At 58.2% G+C, this 19,653-nt stretch carries 21 protein-coding genes; 4 read left to right on the forward strand and 17 right to left on the reverse strand.

The window, feature by feature from the left end; translation table 11 throughout:
• Positions 1-191: 191 nt before the first annotated feature.
• The 5 genes from HDF08_RS09475 to pqqB all read right to left on the reverse strand — a co-directional run bounded on the left by HDF08_RS09475 (position 192) and on the right by pqqB (position 4,181).
• Positions 192-401: a hypothetical protein gene (locus HDF08_RS09475; RefSeq protein WP_179638205.1), complete on the reverse strand. Its 210-nt coding sequence runs from the start codon at positions 399-401 to the stop codon at positions 192-194.
• A 437-nt stretch (positions 402-838) separates the two neighbouring features.
• Entirely contained in the window at positions 839-1,924 is a 1,086-nt protein-coding gene (pqqE, locus tag HDF08_RS09480; RefSeq protein ID WP_179638206.1) for a pyrroloquinoline quinone biosynthesis protein PqqE, read from the reverse strand.
• Positions 1,925-2,218: 294 nt separating this feature from the next.
• A complete protein-coding gene (gene pqqD / locus HDF08_RS09485; RefSeq protein ID WP_179638207.1) occupies positions 2,219-2,518 on the reverse strand; it encodes a pyrroloquinoline quinone biosynthesis peptide chaperone PqqD in 300 nt (99 codons plus the stop codon).
• Complete coding sequence (gene pqqC, locus HDF08_RS09490; RefSeq protein ID WP_179638208.1) at positions 2,515-3,294, reverse strand: pyrroloquinoline-quinone synthase PqqC; 780 nt, start codon at positions 3,292-3,294, stop codon at positions 2,515-2,517. Before pqqC ends, pqqD begins: the two co-directional genes overlap by 4 nt.
• A complete protein-coding gene (gene pqqB, locus HDF08_RS09495) occupies positions 3,267-4,181 on the reverse strand; it encodes a pyrroloquinoline quinone biosynthesis protein PqqB (RefSeq protein ID WP_179638209.1) in 915 nt (304 codons plus the stop codon). The genes pqqC and pqqB overlap by 28 nt, the downstream gene beginning before the upstream one ends.
• A gap of 265 nt (positions 4,182-4,446) precedes the next feature.
• Here pqqB and mutS point away from each other — a divergent pair, with 265 nt between their 5' ends.
• The 4 genes from mutS to HDF08_RS09515 all read left to right on the forward strand — a co-directional run bounded on the left by mutS (position 4,447) and on the right by HDF08_RS09515 (position 11,519).
• Positions 4,447-7,113 carry a DNA mismatch repair protein MutS gene (mutS, locus tag HDF08_RS09500; protein WP_179638210.1) on the forward strand — a complete coding sequence of 889 codons (2,667 nt, stop codon included), beginning with the start codon at positions 4,447-4,449 and terminating at the stop codon, positions 7,111-7,113.
• Between the two features lie 161 nt (positions 7,114-7,274).
• A complete protein-coding gene (locus HDF08_RS09505; protein WP_179638915.1) occupies positions 7,275-8,459 on the forward strand; it encodes an anhydro-N-acetylmuramic acid kinase in 1,185 nt (394 codons plus the stop codon).
• Positions 8,460-8,554: 95 nt separating this feature from the next.
• Entirely contained in the window at positions 8,555-10,135 is a 1,581-nt protein-coding gene (locus tag HDF08_RS09510; RefSeq protein ID WP_179638211.1) for an ABC transporter substrate-binding protein, read from the forward strand.
• Between the two features lie 25 nt (positions 10,136-10,160).
• Positions 10,161-11,519, forward strand: a complete 1,359-nt coding sequence (locus tag HDF08_RS09515; protein WP_179638212.1) for a glycerate kinase type-2 family protein — start codon at positions 10,161-10,163, stop codon at positions 11,517-11,519.
• Between the two features lie 58 nt (positions 11,520-11,577).
• Here HDF08_RS09515 and hypB read toward each other — a convergent pair whose 3' ends face one another.
• From hypB to HDF08_RS09570, 12 genes are read right to left on the reverse strand one after another with little or no spacing between them, the layout of a single operon-like run.
• Positions 11,578-12,276: a hydrogenase nickel incorporation protein HypB gene (gene hypB / locus HDF08_RS09520; protein WP_179638213.1), complete on the reverse strand. Its 699-nt coding sequence runs from the start codon at positions 12,274-12,276 to the stop codon at positions 11,578-11,580.
• Complete coding sequence (hypA, locus tag HDF08_RS09525; RefSeq protein WP_179638214.1) at positions 12,273-12,620, reverse strand: hydrogenase maturation nickel metallochaperone HypA; 348 nt, start codon at positions 12,618-12,620, stop codon at positions 12,273-12,275. Before hypA ends, hypB begins: the two co-directional genes overlap by 4 nt.
• Before the next feature lie 39 nt (positions 12,621-12,659).
• Positions 12,660-12,764 (reverse strand): DUF6893 family small protein, encoded by a 105-nt coding sequence (locus HDF08_RS22130; RefSeq protein ID WP_373563150.1) that lies wholly within the window; start codon positions 12,762-12,764, stop codon positions 12,660-12,662.
• Positions 12,761-13,321, reverse strand: coding sequence for a hydrogenase maturation protease (locus HDF08_RS09530; RefSeq protein ID WP_179638215.1), 561 nt, complete (start codon positions 13,319-13,321; stop codon positions 12,761-12,763). Before HDF08_RS09530 ends, HDF08_RS22130 begins: the two co-directional genes overlap by 4 nt.
• Positions 13,318-13,680, reverse strand: a complete 363-nt coding sequence (locus HDF08_RS09535) for a hypothetical protein (RefSeq protein WP_179638216.1) — start codon at positions 13,678-13,680, stop codon at positions 13,318-13,320. The genes HDF08_RS09530 and HDF08_RS09535 overlap by 4 nt, the downstream gene beginning before the upstream one ends.
• Positions 13,677-14,606, reverse strand: a complete 930-nt coding sequence (locus HDF08_RS09540; protein ID WP_179638217.1) for a hypothetical protein — start codon at positions 14,604-14,606, stop codon at positions 13,677-13,679. Before HDF08_RS09540 ends, HDF08_RS09535 begins: the two co-directional genes overlap by 4 nt.
• A complete protein-coding gene (locus HDF08_RS09545) occupies positions 14,603-15,271 on the reverse strand; it encodes a DUF6084 family protein (protein WP_179638218.1) in 669 nt (222 codons plus the stop codon). Before HDF08_RS09545 ends, HDF08_RS09540 begins: the two co-directional genes overlap by 4 nt.
• The gene (locus HDF08_RS09550) at positions 15,264-15,947 is read right to left on the reverse strand and encodes a DUF5947 family protein (RefSeq protein ID WP_179638219.1); all 684 of its coding nucleotides are present in this window, start codon (positions 15,945-15,947) and stop codon (positions 15,264-15,266) included. The genes HDF08_RS09545 and HDF08_RS09550 overlap by 8 nt, the downstream gene beginning before the upstream one ends.
• 15 nt (positions 15,948-15,962) lie before the next feature.
• Positions 15,963-16,142 (reverse strand): hypothetical protein, encoded by a 180-nt coding sequence (locus tag HDF08_RS09555; RefSeq protein ID WP_179638220.1) that lies wholly within the window; start codon positions 16,140-16,142, stop codon positions 15,963-15,965.
• 11 nt (positions 16,143-16,153) lie between these two features.
• The gene (locus HDF08_RS22135) at positions 16,154-16,735 is read right to left on the reverse strand and encodes a NifU family protein (RefSeq protein ID WP_179638221.1); all 582 of its coding nucleotides are present in this window, start codon (positions 16,733-16,735) and stop codon (positions 16,154-16,156) included.
• The gene (locus HDF08_RS09565) at positions 16,735-18,537 is read right to left on the reverse strand and encodes a nickel-dependent hydrogenase large subunit (RefSeq protein ID WP_179638222.1); all 1,803 of its coding nucleotides are present in this window, start codon (positions 18,535-18,537) and stop codon (positions 16,735-16,737) included. The genes HDF08_RS22135 and HDF08_RS09565 overlap by 1 nt, the downstream gene beginning before the upstream one ends.
• A 23-nt stretch (positions 18,538-18,560) precedes the next feature.
• Entirely contained in the window at positions 18,561-19,619 is a 1,059-nt protein-coding gene (locus HDF08_RS09570) for an NADH-quinone oxidoreductase subunit B family protein (protein ID WP_179638223.1), read from the reverse strand.
• Between the last annotated feature and the right edge of the window lie 34 nt (positions 19,620-19,653).

Raw genomic sequence — 19,653 nt, forward strand, 5'->3', positions numbered from 1 at the left:
AGTATATCGCTTATGAGTTTGATTCTGCGTGGGTGCAGCCGGTTTCGCCCGATCTTATTCGGCGGCGCGAGCCTGTCTGAGAGAGGGGCAAGGTGTAGATATCTTTGAGGTTACCTTGAGGGTTCTTTCGAGACTTGCCTATTGCACCAATGCCAGCGTGGCTGGCGGTCAACGTCGTTTCAGGGGCTTGATTACCGAACGGCGATGGACATTGCGTGGAGACGATAGATCCCGTAGGCGAGGAACATCCAAGCGATCGTGGAGCAGAGCAGGCCGAAGACGATTCCTGCGGCTGCGCTTGAACCCTTGTGGAGGTCCTTTTGGGGGACATCTTCGGTTTTGATTCGGGTTGAAGGGGTGAGATTCAGGTTGATCGCTACCGGCATTGTGACTCTGGCCATAGTCCTGTCCTTTTGGAACGAGGACGACAGTACAGGGACGCGAGTTCGATGGGACATCCCCCGAAGGATGTACGGGGGAATCTTGCGGGGATCGGGAGGATTTTAATTTGGGGATGAATTGACGATTTTGCAGGGTTTTTTGAGTTTTTTGTGGTGTTTGCTGTGGTGAAAACGTGGTGAGATCGTGGTGGAATGCGTGGTAGAAGTGGTGTTTTGACATCGCTTTTTCGGTCTCTGAAAAATGCGCCACTGTTTTTGACTTTATTTTTAGAGTGGGGCGGGAAGGCGTCCAAGGTGAGAGATCAGGAGTTGGTATAGAGGCCGAAAGAACAAGCAACCGCAAGGACAAACGCAAATGCGGGGGTTCTTCGCTTCGCTCAGAATCACAGACATTCTCTTCCCTTACGTCATCATCCAATCTGCTCCAAGAGCCCGGATCAGGAGTTTACGAGGATGCGGTAGACCCATTGGGTAGGGGGCGGTGCTGGGGCCTGGGTGATGGCAACCAGATCTGAGTGTCGATCGCTCAGGCTGCAGGCTGGGTCGGTGTTGGCGGCGTCGCCGGTTAGCTGGAAAGCCTGGCAGCGGCATCCTCCAAAGTCGATCTCCTTGCGGTCACAGGCGGCGCAGGGGTCCTTCATCCAGTCCTGGCCGCGGAAGCGGTTGAAGGCTGGAGATTGTGTCCAGAGCCATTCGAGGGAGTGGGTGCGGACGGAGTCGAAGTCCATGCCCGGGATGATGGCGGCGGCGTGGCATGGAAGAGCGAGGCCGGCGGGGTCGATGAGCATCATCTGACGGCCCCAGCCACCGACGCAGGGCTTAGGGTAGCGGGCGTAGTAGTCCGGGAAGACGGCCTGGAGCTGGATGCGGCCGCTGAGGCGGGATTGGGCCTCTTGGATGAGTTGGACGGAGCGCTCTACTTGGCTGGGGGTGGGCATGAGCCGGTCACGGTTTTTGAGAGCCCAGCCGTAGTACTGGACGTGGGCGACTTCGATTCTTTGCGGTTCGAGGGACTCGGCGAGGGCGAGGATTTCTTCGAGGCGATCGAGGTTGTCGCGGTGGACGACTACGTTGACGGTGAAGGCTATGTCCTGCTGACGGATGAGGGCGGCAAGTTTGAGTTTGTTGGCGTGGGCGCGGGCTCCGGCGAATTCGTTGGCTTTTTCTTCGTCTGCGTCCTGGAGGCTTAGCTGGATGTGTTCGAGGCCTGCATCTTTGAGTTCGGTCATGCGGTCGGCGGTGAGGCCGAGGCCTGAGGTGATCATGTTGACGTAGAGGTTCGCTTCCCTGCCCGCTGCTACTAGTTGTGCGATGTCGGGTCGCGCCAGGGGTTCGCCTCCGGTGAGGTGGAGATGGAGGACGCCTAGAGCTGAAGCCTGGTGAAAGACTCTGGTCCAGTCTTCGGTTGATAGCTCGTTTGTCGCGGACTGCATCTGCAAGGGATTTGAGCAGTAGACGCAGTGCAGGGGGCAGCGATGGGTTACTTCGGCTACGAGGGAGAGTGGGCCTGGGAGTGTTGGCATTTGCGGCTTATAAGGATTGTATGCCGGTTTAAGTGCGCCCTGCGCGGGCAGCGGTCACTTCGTGACGCGTATACCCCTTCGGTTGGCGCTCCCGTTGGTCGCGATTAGGATTTTCTTCTGGCGAGGCGAAGCCGGTATACGTGTCACGAAGTGACCGCTCCGCGCGTAGCGGTCCCGGCCGGAAGGCCATCTTTTTTACTTCTTTCGCCGGTTACGACAAGCAACGACAACAGCAACGGCAAATACGGGGATCCTTCACTGCGTTCAGGATGACGACTTTATGAATGTGGGTGATTACTTGTAGAGGAGAACGCTGCGTGCGTGGAGTTTGTCGAGGAACTGTCTTACCTCGGCGGCGATTTGCGCGGAGTCGGTTGCGGGGTGTTTTTGTTGGAGAAGCGCGGTAATCGCGTTTATGGAAAGCTGTCCGTCGATGAGGCCGATGATCTCATTGGCTGCGCCCTTCAGGCGAAGTGCACCTTCCGGGACTAGAAGCATCGCTTCGTCGCGCGAGACGGTGCGGACACGGCAGCCTACTGCAAGACGAGGGATTCTGGTGTCCGGGATTCTGGAGTTTGCGGTGGGCTCGCTCATGATGACTCGGGGCGGAAGATGTTGGGCTGTGGGGGGAGGGATCCCGGCTCGACGTAGCAGTAGTGCAGTGCGTCGAGTTGGGCCCAGAGCAGGGCGCACTTTCGCTCGAGGGAGTGGATTACTAAGGATTGTAGTTGTGGCGTGACGGCGTGTTCGGCGGCGTAGTCGAAGGCGAAGGCGGCGTCTTCGGGAGCCTGGGTGAGACGGCCCTGAAAGTAGGCAAGACCGTTTTGCAGCCAGGGGTAGTGCTTCGCGAGAGCGTCCATGCGTAAGGCGATCAACTGTCCGGCGAATAACTCGGTGAGCGAGGAGGAGACGGCTTCGAGCAGGGTGTTATGGGTGACGAGGTCAATGTAGGCGTCGACGGCGTAGCGAACACCGGGGAGGATGGCCTGGGTGCTGATGACGTAGTCGCGGTCGAGTCCGGCAGCCTCTGCGAGTTGCAGCCACTTTTCGATACCGCCTGCACCGTCGCCGTCGTGATCCCCATCATGATCAACGATGCGTTTTCGCCATGCGCGGCGAAAGGCTACGTCTTCGGACTTGGAGAGGATGATGGCGTCTTTAATGGGAATGCGGCTCTGGTAGTAGAAACGATTCAGCACCCAGGCCTGCATCTGGCCGCGTGTTAGCTGGCCTGCATGCATGCGGATGTGGAAGGGGTGCTGGTGGTGATACATCGCCTCGCCTACCTGCTGGAGGCGCTGGCGCAGCTCGGTTTTACTCAGTAGAACCGGCTCTGTTTGAGCTACAGCGTTATCTCTAGTCCGTCCCATGCCACCTCCCAGCCTGCGTCCTCGACGGTGCGACGCTCTGAACTTTGTTCCTGCAAGATCGGGTTGGTGTTGTTGATGTGGGTGTAGATTTTGCGTGTGCTGACGAGATCTTTGAGGGTTGCGAGAGAGCCTTCCGGACCGTGTATTGGAAGGTGGCCCATGGAGCGGGCTAATGGTGTTCCGGGTTGGATCTTCTGTAGTTCGTCATCGCTCCAAAACGTTCCATCTATGAAGATAGTGGAAGATGTGGAGAGACGCTCCTTCAAGGAAGGGGTGATCGCGGGTAGCGCTGGGAGATAGGCTGCTCGGGCTCCTTGAAGATCTTCAAGGAGCAGACCGATCGTCGCGCCGGTTGGGTCGAGAGAGGCGCGGTCTGTTTCGCTGATGTAGGTTGGCAGATTGTTTGATAACGCAATCGGCGTGCAGATGAGGCCGTCGCCGGCGTGAAAGCTGACGCCGGGCTCGATCTCTGTCCAACGGCTTTGTCCGGGGAGGCGATCGAGCATCTGGAAGAAGCTGTTTTTTTTCAGAATGCTGGTGACCGGACGGGTTGCGTAGATGCGGACCGGGGTGAACTCGCGCATGAGGAGGAGGCCGAGGATGTGATCGAGGTCGGCGCTGGTCAGGATGATTCCAGCGACAGGGGTGTTGCGGAGTCCTTTTACGGGGTCTGGGTGGAGTTCAGGATTGTTGATGAGTTGTTGGCGAAGGTCGGGGGAGGCGTTGATAAGGAACCACACGTCGTCATCTGCGCTGACGGCTAGTTGCGACTGGGTTCTGGGTTGGATGTTGGGATGGTTTTGCCGAGTGGCGGAACAGTTCGTGCAGGTACAGTTCCATTGAGGAAGGCCGCCACCTGCGGCGGCCCCCAGGACTTTAATCCTCACGGGAACTCTGCTTAGAGTTCTACGGGAGCGTAGGAGTTGATCTCGCAGTTAAGGGTAATTTCTTCAAAGTCGGGCGTGGCCCAGGTCGACTGTGTCATGAGAACCTCTCGGGACGATCTAAGACTGCTGGCTATGAGTGTACCGCATTGGGCTTTGGGTTTGGGTAAAAGTAAAACAGACAACTGCGTGCTGCGCGCACGGCGCGATCTGCTATCGAGGCTGACGCGCCTCCGGCGCCTATTGCCTTTGTGTGATTATGAATGGGATGGCGAACGAGACAGTAACGAACTTTGCGGCAGAGGCGGCTGGGGCTACGCCGGCGATGCGGCAGTACTTTGCGGCGAAGGAGCAGTATCCCGACTGTCTGTTGTTCTGCAGGATTGGGGATTTCTATGAGCTGTTCTATGAGGACGCGATTCTTGTGTCGCGTTTGCTGCAGCTTACGCTGACAGCACGAGATCGCGAAAAGAAGCAGCCGATGTGCGGGGTTCCTTATCATGCGGCGGAGGTGTATCTGCAGAAGCTGCTGCGCATGGGATACAAGATTGCGCTGCTGGAGCAGATGGAGGATCCGAAGCTGACGAAGTCGGTGGTGCGGCGCGAGGTGACGCGCGTGCTGACGCCGGGAACTGCGCTCGATCCGACGCTGGGGGCGGAGCAGAGCAACTACCTGGCGAGCGTGGCGGTGTTGGGTGCGGGAGCGATGCAGAGTTGTGGGGTGGCGCTGCTGGACCTTTCGACGGGGGAGTTTCGGGCTACTGAGTTTGCCGGGTCTGGTGGATGGGCGGCGCTGGTGGATGAGTTGGGACGGGTGCGGCCGGTGGAGTTGTTGTATGGGTCGGGGTTGTTGGGCGGTGTGAACCTGGCTGGCGAGAGTGAGACGGCGGTGGGACTGGATGCGATTCGGACGAAGACCGCGGTGGAGGAGTGGGTCTTTACGGCAGAGTATGCGGTGCCGCTGGTGCGAAATCACTTCAAAGTGCACTCGCTGGATGGGATGGGGCTGGGAGGACACGAGGCGGCAGCGGTGGCGGCTGGGGCTCTGCTGCACTATATGCGGGCGACCAAGCAGGGTGGGCTGGAGCACGTGGATGGACTGCGGTTTTATGAGCGGTCTACTTGCCTGGAGCTTGACGCGGTGAGTGTGCGGAACCTGGAGTTGGTGGAGCCGCTGTTCTCTGGTGAGTCGGCGCAGACTACGCTCTTTTACACGATGGACGCTTGTTGTACTCCGATGGGAAAACGTTTGTTGCGTGCGTCGCTGCTGCGGCCTGCGAGTGAGATGGGGGAGATTGAGGCTCGGCTGGAGGCGGTGGGGGAGGCTGCGGGAGATTTGCGTCGACGTGAAGATCTGCGGCGGTCGATGGATGGTTTGCTGGACTTAGAGAGGCTGCTGGGGCGGGTCGCGCTGGATTCGGCTGGGCCGCGTGAGGTGATGGCTCTGGCGAAGACGCTTGGATGTTTGCCTGGGGTGGTGGGGGCGGTTCGGCTGTTTGAGAGTGCAAGGTGGAGGGAGTTGGGGGAGAGCGTCGATCCTTTGGAGGACCTGCACGAGATGATTGTGCGGACAATTGCGGAGGAGCCGCCGGTGTCGATTGGGGATGGTGGAGCGATTCGCGTGGGCGTCGATCCTGATTTGGATGAGCTGCGCGAGTTGAGCCGCAGTGGACGACAGGCGTTGGCGGCGATTGAAGAACGAGAGCGCGAACGGACTGGGATTGGATCATTAAAGGTGCGGTTCAATAACGTGTTCGGCTACTACCTTGAGGTGACGAAGGCAAATGCCAAGGCGGTGCCGGCTGACTATGAGCGGAAGCAGACGCTGGTGAATGCGGAGCGATTTACGACGCCGGAGCTGAAGGAGTATGAGACGAAGATTTTGACGGCGCAGGAACGAAGTGGAGAGATTGAGCGAAGGATCTTTGCGGAGTTGCGAAGACAGTTGCTGGAGGCTGCAGGGCGGATGCGGGAGACGGCGAGGAAGATCGCGGAGATTGATCTGCTGGGGTGTTTTGGGCATTTGGCGGCGCTGCGTGGGTGGGTGCGGCCGCAGGTTGAGATGTCGGGCGTGCTGGAGTTTGTGCAGGCACGGCATCCGGTGGTGGAGCGTCGGATGGAGGAGTCGGGTGGCGGGAGGTTTGTACCGAACTCCGTTCATCTGGACGCGGATGTGGGGCCAGCGGTGCTGCTGATTACCGGGCCGAATATGGGGGGAAAGAGCACGTATTTGCGCATGGCCGCGCTGCTGGTGGTGATGGCGCAGATGGGGAGCTTCGTTCCGGCCGAGGGGATGCGGCTGGGGTTGGTGGATCGGATCTACACGCGAATTGGTGCTAGCGATAATGTGGCGCGGGGGCGGTCTACGTTTATGGTCGAGATGACGGAGACGGCTGCGATTCTGAATACGGCGACGAACCGCTCTCTGGTACTGCTGGACGAGATGGGGCGCGGCACGGCGACCTACGATGGATTGAGTTTGGCGTGGGCTACGGTGGAACACTTGCATGATCGGATTGGGGCGAGGACTCTGTTCGCGACGCACTATCATGAGCTGACGCTGCTCGCGGATCGGCTGGCTCGGTTGACGAATCTGCGCGTGACGGTGAAGGAGACTGCGGGGGGGATTGTGTTTCTGCACACGGTAGAGGCTGGGCCTGCCAGTAAGAGCTATGGGATCGAGGTTGCGCGGTTGGCGGGATTGCCGAGTGGCGTGATCGCGAGGGCTCGCGAGGTGTTGAAGGTGCACGAACGGGCGGAGACGCAGCAGGTACGAGAGGCTTCACCGACTGAAGGCGTGCGGATGCAGATGACGATGTTTACTCCGCTTTCGCAGAAGATTGTGGATCGGCTGGCGGAGGCGGATGTGGATGGGTTGACTCCGAGGGATGCTTTGAATTTGTTGGCGGAGTTGCAGAGGGAGTTGAAAGGATGATGTCCTGCCGGACAGGCCGCCTGCGCTTTGTCACCCCATAAACGAGGACCTGTTTATGGGGACCCCGATTCGCGGTCACTTCGTGACTTGTATATCTTTTCTTGGTGATGTTTGATGCTTGGGTTCCGGGCTTTGCCCGGTTTGGAGGCTTGGTGAAGAGCATGGTGGTGGCTGGAGTGATGAGTGGGACATCGGCTGATGGGGTAGATGTCGCGATCTGCAGGATCTCCCCTGCGTTCAAGGTAGGTGGAACGCCACGGATCAAGCTGATTGGACATCTTGGGATGGCCTATCCGAAGACTGTGCGAGCGGCAGTGTTGTGTGCGATGGATGCAGATGCGATCTCGGTGGCCGAGCTTGCGCGGTTGAACTGGCGCTTGGGTGAGGTGTATGCCGAAGCAGTGGCGAAGGCTCAGGAGAAGTTTGGAGTGAAGGCGAAGCTGGTGGGTTGTCATGGGCAAACGGTGTACCACCAAGGGGCTTCGCAGACGTATCTCGGGAGGGCGATGCGCGCCACTTGGCAGATGGGCGAGGCAGCGGTGATTGCCGAGAAGCTGCGGGCGACTGTGGTGAGCGATTTCAGGCCGGGAGATCTGGCTGCCGGCGGGCAGGGGGCTCCGCTGGTGCCGATGCTGGACTACTGCATGTTTCGTTCGGCGAAGGTGAGCAGGGTGTTGTTGAATCTTGGGGGGATTGGGAATTTGACGGCTATTCCGGCGGAGGCTGGTCCCGATGGGCTGATGGCGTTTGATACGGGACCGGGAAACATGGTGATCGACGCCTGCATGAAGAGACTGTACGAACGAGAGTTCGATCGTGGTGGAGCTGTGGCTCGAACGGGCACAGTGTTGCGGAATGTGGTGGAGAAGATTTTGCAGGAACCGTACTTCTCTGCCCTTCCACCGAAGTCTTGCGGGCGGGAGCAGTTTGGTGAGGTGTTTGTTTCGCGCTTTATCGCGATGTGCCGGGAGGCTGGAGGACGCGAAGACCGGGATGAAGATGTGGTGGCTACAGCAACAGCGTTGACGGCTGCTTCGGTTGTAGACGCTTACCGGCGATTTGTTAGGGGGCATGTGGGGCAGGCTGCACCTTCATCTCGGGTGGAGTTTGTGGTTGCAGGCGGTGGGACAAAGAATGCTTTGTTGATGAGTATGTTGACCGAAGCGCTTGGGGCGATGGGAGTGAAGGTACGGTTGATGGATGAGTTGGGGATTCCGGCGCAGGCCAAGGAGGCCGTGGCGTTTGCGCTGTTGGCCTGGTTGAGGTGGAATGGGCTGCCGGGGAACATCCCTGTTGCTACCGGGGCTGGGAGGTCCGTGGTTTTGGGAAAGGTGACGCATGGATAGTGAAAGAACAGGCTGGGATCAAGGCAAGCTGCATGCTTTCTAAGCTTCATTCTGTTCAGGGTGGCGACGGGTCGTTGCTGGATAGAAGATGCCAGATGAAGCAGGACCTGTTTGGCGTGGTACGACGCCGTGTTTTGCTGGCACTGCTGCTGGTCTGTCCTTGCGTTACGGGCTGCAAAGAGCGGAGAACAGAGCCAGGTTCGGTGGTGGTGATTATCGAGAGCAGTCCGAATAATTTGGACTTGCGAGTGGGGGCCGATGCGCAGTCGGAGCGGGTTGGGGGGCTGATCTTCGATGCGTTGGCGAAGAAGGATGAGCATTATGAGCTGCAGCCCTGGCTGGCTAAGAGTTGGGAGCAGCCTGATCCGTTGACCTGGGTGTTTCATCTGCGCGATGGCGTACGGTTTCATGATGGAAGGCCGCTGGAAGCGGAGGATGTAGCTTATACGATTCGAAGTTTGATTGATGGCTCGCTGGTGACGGCAAAGGGCGGTGGCTTTAATGCGGTGGATAAGGTTGAAGCGAAAGATCGGCTGACGGTTGTAGTGCATATGAAGCGGCCGGAAGCGGGGTTGCTGTTCAATGTGAGCGACGGATTGTTTGGAGTGGTGCCGCGTGGGAGTGGGAGGGATTTTGGGTTGCATCCGGTGGGGTCCGGGCCGTTTCGGTTTGTGAGTGCGGTGCAGGACAAAGAGGTGGTTGTTGCGCGGAATCATGAGTACTGGGCGGGGATGCCGGTTGCTCCGGCGGGTGCGCAGGATATTGAGCGGGTTCGGTTTGAGGTGGTGCCGGATGCGATTACGAGTGCGTTGGAGTTGAAGAAGGGATCGGCGGATCTGGCTAGCAATGTGGTGACGCTGGATATGGTGCATGCGTTGGAGAGTGTGCCAAACCTGAAGGTGGAGTCGGGGACTGGATCGCCGGTGGTTTATGTCACCTTCAACGTTACAGATCCCTTGTTGAAGGATATGCGCGTGCGACAGGCGATTGCCTGTGCGATGGATCGGCAGGCGATTGTCGATGCTATCTGGCGGGGGCAGGCTCGACTTGCGGATACTTTGCTGCCGGAGGGACATTGGGCAGCAGCAAGCGATGCAGAGTTGGCACAGGTTGCTAATTATCCTCATGATGTGGCGCGGGCTCAGAGACTGCTGGATGAGGCTGGCTTCCCTGCCGGCAAAGATGGCGTGCGGCTGCGGCTGACGATGAAGACAAGTACGGATGAGACGACTCGGCTGATGGTGACGGTGTTGCAACAGCAGCTGCGGGCGGCCGGGATTCGGCTGGAGATTCGGTCGGCAGAGTTTGGAACGTTCTATGCGGATGTGACGAAGGGAGCGTTTCAGATGTATGCGCTGAGGTGGATTGGGAGCAATGAAGATCCGGATATCTTTCGGTATGCGTATGCGTCAACGAGCTTTCCGCCGAAGGGCGGGAACCGGGGACGGTACTCAAATGCACGGGTGGATGGTCTGTTGAAGGAGGCTGCGGCCAGTTCAGATCGGGCGGCGAGAAGAGGGGCATACGTCGAGGTGCAGAAGATCCTGGCGGAGGAGTTGCCTGGGATTCCGATGTGGTATCCGAATAATGAGGTGATTCATACGAGGCGGGTTGAGGGGGTGGTGCCTCGCGGTGCAGGGAGTTTTGATTTTTTAACGGATGCCTGGATACGCTAGCGCAGATCCGTGTATTGGAGCAGGCATGAGAAAGACGTCGGTACTGATTCGGTCGATCTTTACTGAAACTCTCGAACTGATAAACATCAGCGATGTCGTTTCGAAGTCGATTCGATGCGACGGTTCAGAGTTGATAGTGTGTGGCCGTCGCTACGATCTTCGCGAGATCAAGCACTTCGTCATTGTCGCTGCAGGAAAAGCGGCGACTCCTATGCATGACGCAGTAGTCGCGGAGTTGGAGCGATCTCCCCACGTCTGGATGAACGTGACCGCCTTGCTTATTTCTCCGACTGCACCCCGGCATGAACGAGCAAACGTAACTTTTTTTCCCGGCGCTCATCCCACACCGAACGAAGTTTCCAGAGAGGCCGCTGAATCTACTTTGAGTTATCTCAGCAAAGTGGATGGACATACCTTTGTGATGTTCTTGATGAGTGGAGGGGCGTCCTCAATGCTTGAGGCACCAATCGATCCGAACATATCGATAAGTGAGACAGCGGAGTTTTATGGGGCTCTTGTAGCTTCTGGGCTCTCTATTACCGAGATGAATGTTCTGCGAAAACACTTCTCCTTAGTCAAAGGAGGGAGGCTTGCAGTTGCCGCATCTCGCGCTGCCGCTCAGTGCACTCTGATTGTTTCCGACGTGCCTTCTCATTCAAGCGACTCGGTCGGTTCGGGCCCGTCGCTACCAGATTCTTCGACAGTTCAAGATAGTATTAGCCTTTTTGAAGGTCTGCAGGATCGTGTGCTTCTGCCCGAGAGCGTGATCTCCTTTTTCAACGGGCCGCTGCTCACAGAGACGCCGAAACAAACTGATAAGGCATTTGCACGGTCATTTCATCGGGTGATTTTATCAAGCACCGAGCTTGCTGAAGCCGCGACACGACTTGCGAAAGCGTCTGGATTCCATGTCGAGGTCGATTCAACATGCGATGAGTGGGAGTGCAGAGATGCGGTTAAATACCTACTAGATAGAACTGAGGCGCTGGCCCGCATTCATCCCAGGGTGTGTCTCATCTCAGTTGGTGAAGTTTTGGTCCAAGTGCACGGTCGCTCTGGAAAGGGCGGCAGAAATCAGCATTTTGTTCTTTCGTGTGCGATGGAACTTCGCCAAAGGCATTCGCACATTACAGTCCTTAGCGCCGGCTCTGACGGAATCGACGGCAACAGCCCGGCAGCGGGAGCGATTGCCGACTGGACGACTTTTGAGCGCGCGCGGCTGATGGGAATTGATGCTCAGAGTTGTCTTGATACTTTTGATTCGTTCTTGGTCTTCAAGGAGTTGGGGGACGCAATCATGACAGGACCGACAGGCAACAATCTTCGAGATATCCGGATCTTGATGAGCGACCACGAGGAACACGCCATTTACCATGAGTTCTGACGATCCTCCAAGTCGAACATTGTGGTGTGGCCGAGCGCATAGATTCCGCTTGGAGCGTTCATTGGATCGTCTGGATCTGCAATGCCGGGCGGGTTTCGCGAGAATGAGCGAGTTGATCGCGCAGGAGTTGGAAGACGCGCTGCATGCCAGATCCGGTCTTGGCGGAGACCTCGAAGATCTGCATCCCGGGGCGTACGCTTTCGATATTTCGGCGAGCGGCGGCCACATCAAACTCTGCAGCTTCAGCCAGATCCATCTTGGTGATGATCGCCACATCGGAGCTGTTGAAGATGGTGGGATACTTCAAAGGCTTGTCTTCCCCTTCGGTGGCCGAGAGCATGACGAAGCGGAGCTCTTCGCCGAGGTCGTAGCTGGAGGGGCAGACGAGATTGCCGACGTTCTCAATAAAGAGAAAATCCAGGGTGTCGAGCTGCCATCCTTCCAGTGCTTTTTCGATCATCTGGGCGTCGAGATGGCAGATGGTTCCGGTAGTGATCTGGCGGACGTTGGGAGTGGCGCGCTTGAGACGCGCGGCATCATTTTCGGTCGCGAGATCTCCAACTAACGCAGCGACGCGGAAGTCGCGCGCGAGGCCGCTGAGGAGCTTTTCGAGGAACGCGGTCTTCCCTGAGCCGGGGCTTGACACCAAGCCGACGACGCTGACGCCAGAGGTCTCGAATCGCTCGCGGAGCGCATGGGCAAGCAGATCGTTTTGCCTCATGACTTTGGCGCGTATTTCTACGATGCGTGTGCTCATGCGGCAACCTCCAGAGAGACGACTTCGAGTTCGCGGCCGGTGACGATGGTGTCGCTCGGCGTTTCGCACTCTGGACAGCAAAGTTGATAGAGCGACGGCGGCGTACGGTTTTGATGGCAGACGGCACAACGGATGACGAGCGGAACGGTCTCAATATCGAGTCGCGAATGTTCGAGCGGCGTGCCTTCGCAGGCGAGCTCCCATGCAAAGAGGAGCGCGTCGCGGTCCACACCCGAGAAGACACCAACTTTCAGATGCACGGTCTCGACGTCCTTAAGACCGAGCGCTTCGGATTGGTCGCCGATCTCGTCGATGATGCTGAGAACGATCGATAACTCGTGCATGAGCCGCCTTTCCTACTTACCGCATCAGGTTGCGAGCGGCTACATTGTGCTGATTCTGATGTAGCGCTTGATGTCTGGCGCAGCCATAATTCCTATAACGATTACGGCCACGCCCAGTACTCCGAAGATAAATTTTCCTGTCATGATGTCACCTCTCTGTTGTCCGAAACCCGGACGGGGGTCTGCAACGGCATCGGCGAATCCTCGATTTCGGCGAGGGTTCTTCCGATCAACTCTTCGATCATGTTCGACGCTTGTTCGACCACGGCCTGCACCTGCGGCGACAGCCCCATTCGGCCTTCGAGTTCGTCGCCAAAGTCTCTGGGTTCGCAGCCAACGACAAGGATTCGGGCCGCTATGGGACCAATGGCAGAAGCGAGATTGAGGACACGCATGGGGTCCATGCCATGAGGGTTCAGGTCCATGCCCACTGCACCGGGATTGCCGAGTCCGGTGAGATCGGGTTCGAGGACGAATAGCGTGCCGGGTACGTCGTTGCGGGAAAGCGCGTCGACGAGGATAACTGTGTGCCACGGGTCGAGCAGCGTGTAAGCGAGGTCGAAGCCGCGGATGCCGAAGTCTTTCACCAAGACCTCGCCGGGAAGTGTGCGGCGTGACAGCGAACGGACGACCTCGACACCGAAGGCGTCATCTCCGAGAAAGATGTTGCCGATGCCGGCGATGAGGATTGTCTTGGTCACGCCGAGGCATCCTCTCTCAAGGCATTGTGTTCTTTGTCTGTATATGGCTCGACTTCTTCAGTGCCGAAGAAGAAGCGGTGGCCAGGCTGCCGCATCACGCCAAACTCGCGACCAGGGTCGTCATCGATTACCACGGCTAACTGGATCTGATCTTCAAAGTCCTGCTCGATGGCTTCGATTACGCCGACCTTGCCGGTGAGTGCAATGTCCATGATGTCGGCGGTCTTCTGCGGCCAGATACGGACGCGATCGCCGACGCGGAGAGCAATCCCGAAGACGGTGACCGACTCAGGCGGTGCCTTCTCTTCGGCGAAGGGATCCCACTCGGTGATGAAGCCATCAGGCGCGTCTGGATTCATAAGGCATCTCCTCGGATTTCACGTGTCGGACGGACGATGCCATGGGCTTTCAGCATCTCTTCGCCGGTGAGAGCTTCAGTGCGCTCAAGGATGCGGCGAGCGCGTGGATCGCCTGTACGCATCTGCTGCTTTTCGTCTTCGGTGAGGGTAAGGACACGTAGTGTAAGCATCTCGTCCATCTCTGTACCGTCGAAGAAGTCGCCGGCGCTCTCGGGCGAGGTTTTGGGGTAGTCATACATGATGATGGGCGAGAGAAGCAGGATGGAGCGATCAGGTTCGTCTCCTGCGAGAACCGGGAAGACACCAGTGTTGATGCAGGCTTTGGCATCGGCAGTGTAGAGGTCGGAGGGTTCGAGGAGAGAGATGAACTCTCCGCCGGTCAGGCCCAACAGGAGGTGCGCGGAGACCAGTGACTGGGGCAACGCTTCGTCGCGGCGGGCTTCGGCGCCGCTCGAAAGAGGGCTAATGTTTTCAAGTTCGAGATGCAGCTTGCAGGCGCCGCTGGGCAACATCTGGGCACGGACGGTGAGGCTCGCAGCGAGTTCTGCCGTAGGGTTGATGTGCAGTCTAATTGGTTCGGTGAGGAGTTCCTTAAGACTCAGGTCGCAGTGGTCCGACGTACGTTCAATTGCTTCATCCCAATCGAGGGATGGATCGGCGAGGTCTGAGCTAGTTCGCGGCTGCGGCAACAGTTGGAGAAAGCTGACTTTGATATCGAGCGAGACGCTGTGGCCCGGTCTAAGAAGGCACTCTGAGACAAGACTGAACGGTTCCTGTGGCCGCTGGGCCTCGGCGTAGACGCGAGGGTAAAGTGTGCCGAAGTTCCACCGCTGGCGATTCTTGATGGCTGTTGACCGGTATGGGTAAAGAATGTATCCCTCGTAAAGTACAGCTGCGGCGATTTTTTCGACGGAGGTGAAGTTCATGCTTCGACCTCCTCTGGAGTTTTTGCTAAGGCGCTTTCGCTGGCCAGGGCCCTGGCGATGGCTTGTTCCCAGGTTGGGAGACCGTGACGCACCTTGTAGTTGTAGAGCTGCTCGAAGGCGTCGCGACGAAGGCAGAGCCAGGCAGAGTTAGGATGGTGCATCTCCATCATGTCTTTCCAGACGGAGACAGGGAGACGATAGCTACACTCACGGTCCCATGGGACTTGCGAGATCTGCAGAGCGCCATTGGAACCTTCATAGAAAAGCGTGCCGCTGAACATGACGGCAACCGGGATGTCGCCCGAATCAAGGGCGTGGAAGTACTTCGTGGCGGCGACGTTGAAGTCGAAGGTACAAGGAAGTTCAAGGTCGGCAAGCAGTTCCCCGGTGAAGCGCGGGACGGCAATGCTGGTGTTCATCCACAGCAGCGGTTTGACGGTACGTGCCCAGCGCTCGGGTGTGCCGAACAGGTCGAGCAGCTTCTCTTGTTCGTTGGGGACATAACGGCGCTTGGCGGGTTCGATCTGAACCTGGCAACGAAGAGTGATGGCGTGAATGGTTTCAGTGGCGGGAAAGTTTGTGATGCGCAGCTTGAGTGCGATCAATGGTGTGGCCGCATGAGGCACCGCTTCAGCGCCTTCGATCTGGAAGTGGAGCTCAGGCATGGATGGGCTCCGGGTGCTGATTCGCAACAGACTCTCTCACTTCAGTGCTACGGGCTTGTAGACTCGCGAAGAACTCGTGGATGTGCTTCCAGACTTCGGCCCCACCGGAGAGGCCGCGCCAGTGCATGCGAATGAGGCCAACGAGATGGAAGCATTCGTCGATGGGAACGATGTAGTACTCGTGGATGGCGCCGACTCGGTTGACGAGGAAAGTCTCTACGTCGGGCTCCATCCTCTGGAGCGAGGGATGTTGAGTGGCAATTTCGCTCCAGGATTCGAGGCTTAGGAGCGATTCGATGGCGCCAGCGGGGCTGGGATACATTGCGATCATCCTGCCACCCGCGGTGTCGTAGTAGAAGAAAGCCAGGTTAATGGGGATCATGAGAGATTCCCATTGCAGATTCGGCATCTGGAAGTCGGCGAGAGCGCGAATGCGGCGCGGAATGCGCAGGTAATGGGCTCCGGGCTGGCCGCAAAAGAGCACGGCGCAACCATCGCAGGAGCAGGCAATCTCGCGCTTGCGGGGGGCGAGCAGATGCTGGTGGACCGGTGACAGTTCGGCGCTGCAGAGCTCGCAGCGCTCGGCGCCGTAGGAGATCGGGCGACGGCGGGCAACCTGTCTCAGGAATGACGGGACCGGAGTTCGTTCCTGCTCTTCTTCAGAGAGTTCGTTCATGCTGGGCTCCCGGGGTCAGGCAGGCGGCAACTGAGGCATCTTGGGGCTGATTGGGCCGCGCTGCTCAAGGTTGATGCCGGTGGCGTCCTTCGCAGTGCGGGTGGGGCTTGGGGTGAGTTGGTCAACGCGGCTCTCGCTTTTGCGGATTCCGATGGTACTGGCTGGAGTAGCGGGGCGTGCATCCTGTTTGGCCATGACGGTTCTCCCTACTTGATGGTTACGAGTTGAGGTCCGCTCTGCTTAGGCGCGGCAGCATTCTCGGAGACGATTTCGACGATGTCGGGTGCGACCTCGAAGAGCGCGTCTTCGACTGCATTCTTAAGTGTGATGGAGGAACCAGGGCAGCTACCGCAGGTTCCGTGGAGGCGCAGGTGAACAATGCCGTCGCGGACGCCAGCAAGGTCCACATCGCCTCCGTGGGATTTGAGATAAGGACGAGCTTTTTCGATGCCGCGAAGCACACGGGTTTCAATGTCGTCCGGGTGGAGGTTGTGCAGCAGAAGCATGCTCGAGACCAAGTCGTTCTCCAACGCTTCGCTTAGAGCCTGTTCACCCGCCGGCGTCTTTAGGAGCGAGTCGACAAGACGTTGAAGGGCCGCGCCGTGCAGTTCAACGACAGACTGCACGAGGTCGAGCGCGGTGGCCCGTATCTCCGGGTCCCCTGCACTTTGAAGGCGGCCGGCGAGTTTTTCAACTCGCTCCGTCTGCAAGCGGAACTCACCACGCTGTGGAGGCGCAATGCTATCGACAACTTCCCGCTGAGTCTCCGACTGAGGCGCAGCAGCCATTATTCGTGCCCCGCTACGCCGAACATAGGAGAGTGGCGAGTTTCGAGGATCTTGCCATCACCGAGATACATGTGAACGCCGCAAGGCAGGCAAGGATCGAAGCTGCGGACGGTGCGCATGATGTCGATACCTTTGAACTTGTCGGGACCGTTCTCTTCGAAGAGCGGCGTATTCTGGACCGCGTCTTCGTAGGGCCCGGGAGTTCCATACATGTCGCGTGGATTAGCGTTCCAAGGAGTGGGGGGATAGGGATGGTAGTTGGCGATCTTACCCTCGCGGATGACGACATGGTGCGAGAGAACACCGCGAACGGCCTCGTGGAAGCCACAGCCGATAGCTTCTTCCGGAACTTTGAATTCGGTCCAGGTGGAGGTGCGGCCGGCATTCAATTCGGCGAGCGCTTTCTCAACGAAGTACAGAGCGGTAGCAGCGGCGTAGGCCTGGAAGTAGGTACGGGCACGGTCGCGCTCGAGTGTGTTCGACCACTTTGGGATGTGCCACTCGAACTCGGTCTCTGGCAGCATTGCGGTTTTGGGAAGATTGATCTTGACGCTGTGCCCGGTTGCCTTGACATAGCCAATGTCTACCAGGCCGGAGAGCGCAGTTGACCAGAGACGTGCGATGGGGCCGCCGCCGGTATCGAGGGCGAGGTGGTCTCCAGTGCGCTGATCGAGCCAGCGCGGCGACATGACCCAGGTGTAGTTGCCTTTGAAGTCGCGCTTTTGCGGCCGCGGGATGGTGGTCTGGTTCCAGGGATGGCGCTTATCGACAGGGTTGCCGAGCGGGTCGCGGGGTACGAAGGTCTCAGATCCCTGCCAATCGTCATAGTAGGAACTCCCGAGCAGGATTCGGATGTTGAGATTGATGTCGACCAGCGAGTTGGTGACCAGCTTGCCGTCGACGACCACGCCGGGCGTAACGAACATCTTGCGTCCCCATTCCGCCATGTTCTTGTACTGGTAGTCGCAGGAGTCGGGGTCGTTGTAAGAGCCCCAACAGGCGAGCAGGACTCGGCGGCGGCCGACCTCTTCATAGCCCGGGAGCGCATCGTAGAAAAAGTCGAAGAGATCGTCGTGCAACGGTACGACCTTCTTCATGAATTCAACGTACTTCATCAGCCGGACGAGATAGTCGGTGAAAAGCTGAATGGTTGCTACAGTGCCGACGCCACCTGGATAGAGAGTCGACGGGTGGACGTGGCGTCCTTCCATGAGGCAGAACATCTCACGGGTCATGCGGCTCATGGCAAGAGTCTCGCGGTAGAAGGTGCCGGTGAAGGGATTGAGCGCGGTCATGATGTCGGAGATCATGCGGTAGCCGTGCTTGTCGGCGTTCGGCGCAGGCGTATGCTGTGCTTTTTCCCAGACGTTCGGATTGGTCTCCTTGACCATCTGCTCGCAGAAGTCGACGCCAACGAGATTGTCCTGAAAGATGTTGTGATCGAACATGTACTCGGCTGCTTCGCCAAGGTTGATGATCCATTCGGCAAGCGCGGGGGGACGAATGCCAAAGGCCATGTTCTGTGCATAACATGCGCAGGTCGCGTGGTTATCCCCGCAGATGCCGCAGATGCGGCTGGTGATGAAGTGAGCGTCGCGCGGGTCTTTGCCCTTCATGAAGATGCTGTAGCCGCGAAAGATGGACGATGTACTGTGACACTCGGCAACGGTCTTGTTGGCGAAGTCAATCTTGGTGAAGATGCCAAGACTGCCGACGATACGGGTAATGGGATCCCAGTTCATCTCGACGAGATTGCGCTTCTTAATGTCGAGTTCAGGGATGGTATCCGGAAACGTAGCCATAGCTTGGTCCTCTCAAGTGGTTATTAGGCGTTAGGGGGGGCTGGACGATAGCCAGTGGTGAGTTCCGGACGATTGTGACGCCACTTCGGTTCCTTGTTGACGGTAGCGTTGGTGATGCTGCGAAGCGCACGGATCATGCGGCCGTAGCCGCCGACAAGCGCAGCCGAGAGCATGCCTCCGGGTGGCTCATCCATAAATGGCATGAACTTATCGGGGAAGCCGGGCATGGTGCATCCGATGCAGATGCCGCCGACATTAGGACATCCGCCGATGCCACGCATCCAGCCGCGCTTGGTGACGTTGCAGTCGACGACCGGGCCCCAGCAACCGAGCTTGACGAGGCATTTTGAAGAACCGTACTCGGTAGCGAAGTCTCCCTGCTCGTAGTAGGAGCCGCGATCGCATCCCTCATGGACCGTCTTGCCAAAGAGCCAGGTGGGACGAAGCTGTTTGTCGAGTGGAATCATTGGGGCGAGGCCAGCTACCTGGTAGAGCAAGTAGAGAACGGTCTCCATGAAATTGTCGGGCTGAACAGGACAGCCGGGGACGTTGACGATGGGCAGACCGGCCTTCGAACGCCATTCCCAGCCCAGGTAGTCGGCCAGTCCCATGGCGCCGGTTGGGTTACCGGCCATGGCGTGGATACCGCCGTAGGTTGCGCAGGTGCCGGCACCGATAACGGCCAGGGCCTTGGGAGCGAGGCGATCGATCCACTCGCATGTGGTGATGGGCTGGCCGGTGTCGTGATTCGTCCCCATGGCCGCCCAGTAGCCCTCTTTCTTGATCTTTTCGTTGGGGATGGAGCCTTCGACCACAAGGACAAAAGGTTCGAGCAAACCCTTCTCAGCATCGTAGAAGAACTGCATGAACTCGTCGCCGTTCTCGTATGCAAGCACCGGATTGTGAAGATGAACCCTGGGCAGACCGGGTATGGCACCCAGTAAAACGTCTTCGATCGAGGGTTGCTCGGCGGCGGTCACCGAGACGCTGTCGCCGTCGCAACTGAGACCGGCAGTGATCCAGAGAATGTGGACGTCGGATACCGGTGACGGCTTGGTAATACGGCTTGGCGAGTCAACCATGGAATTCTCCTTGGGACGACATTGTGACCTGCTC

Source organism: Tunturiibacter empetritectus (genome assembly GCF_013410875.1).
Classification (GTDB): Bacteria; Acidobacteriota; Terriglobia; order Terriglobales; family Acidobacteriaceae; genus Edaphobacter; species Edaphobacter empetritectus.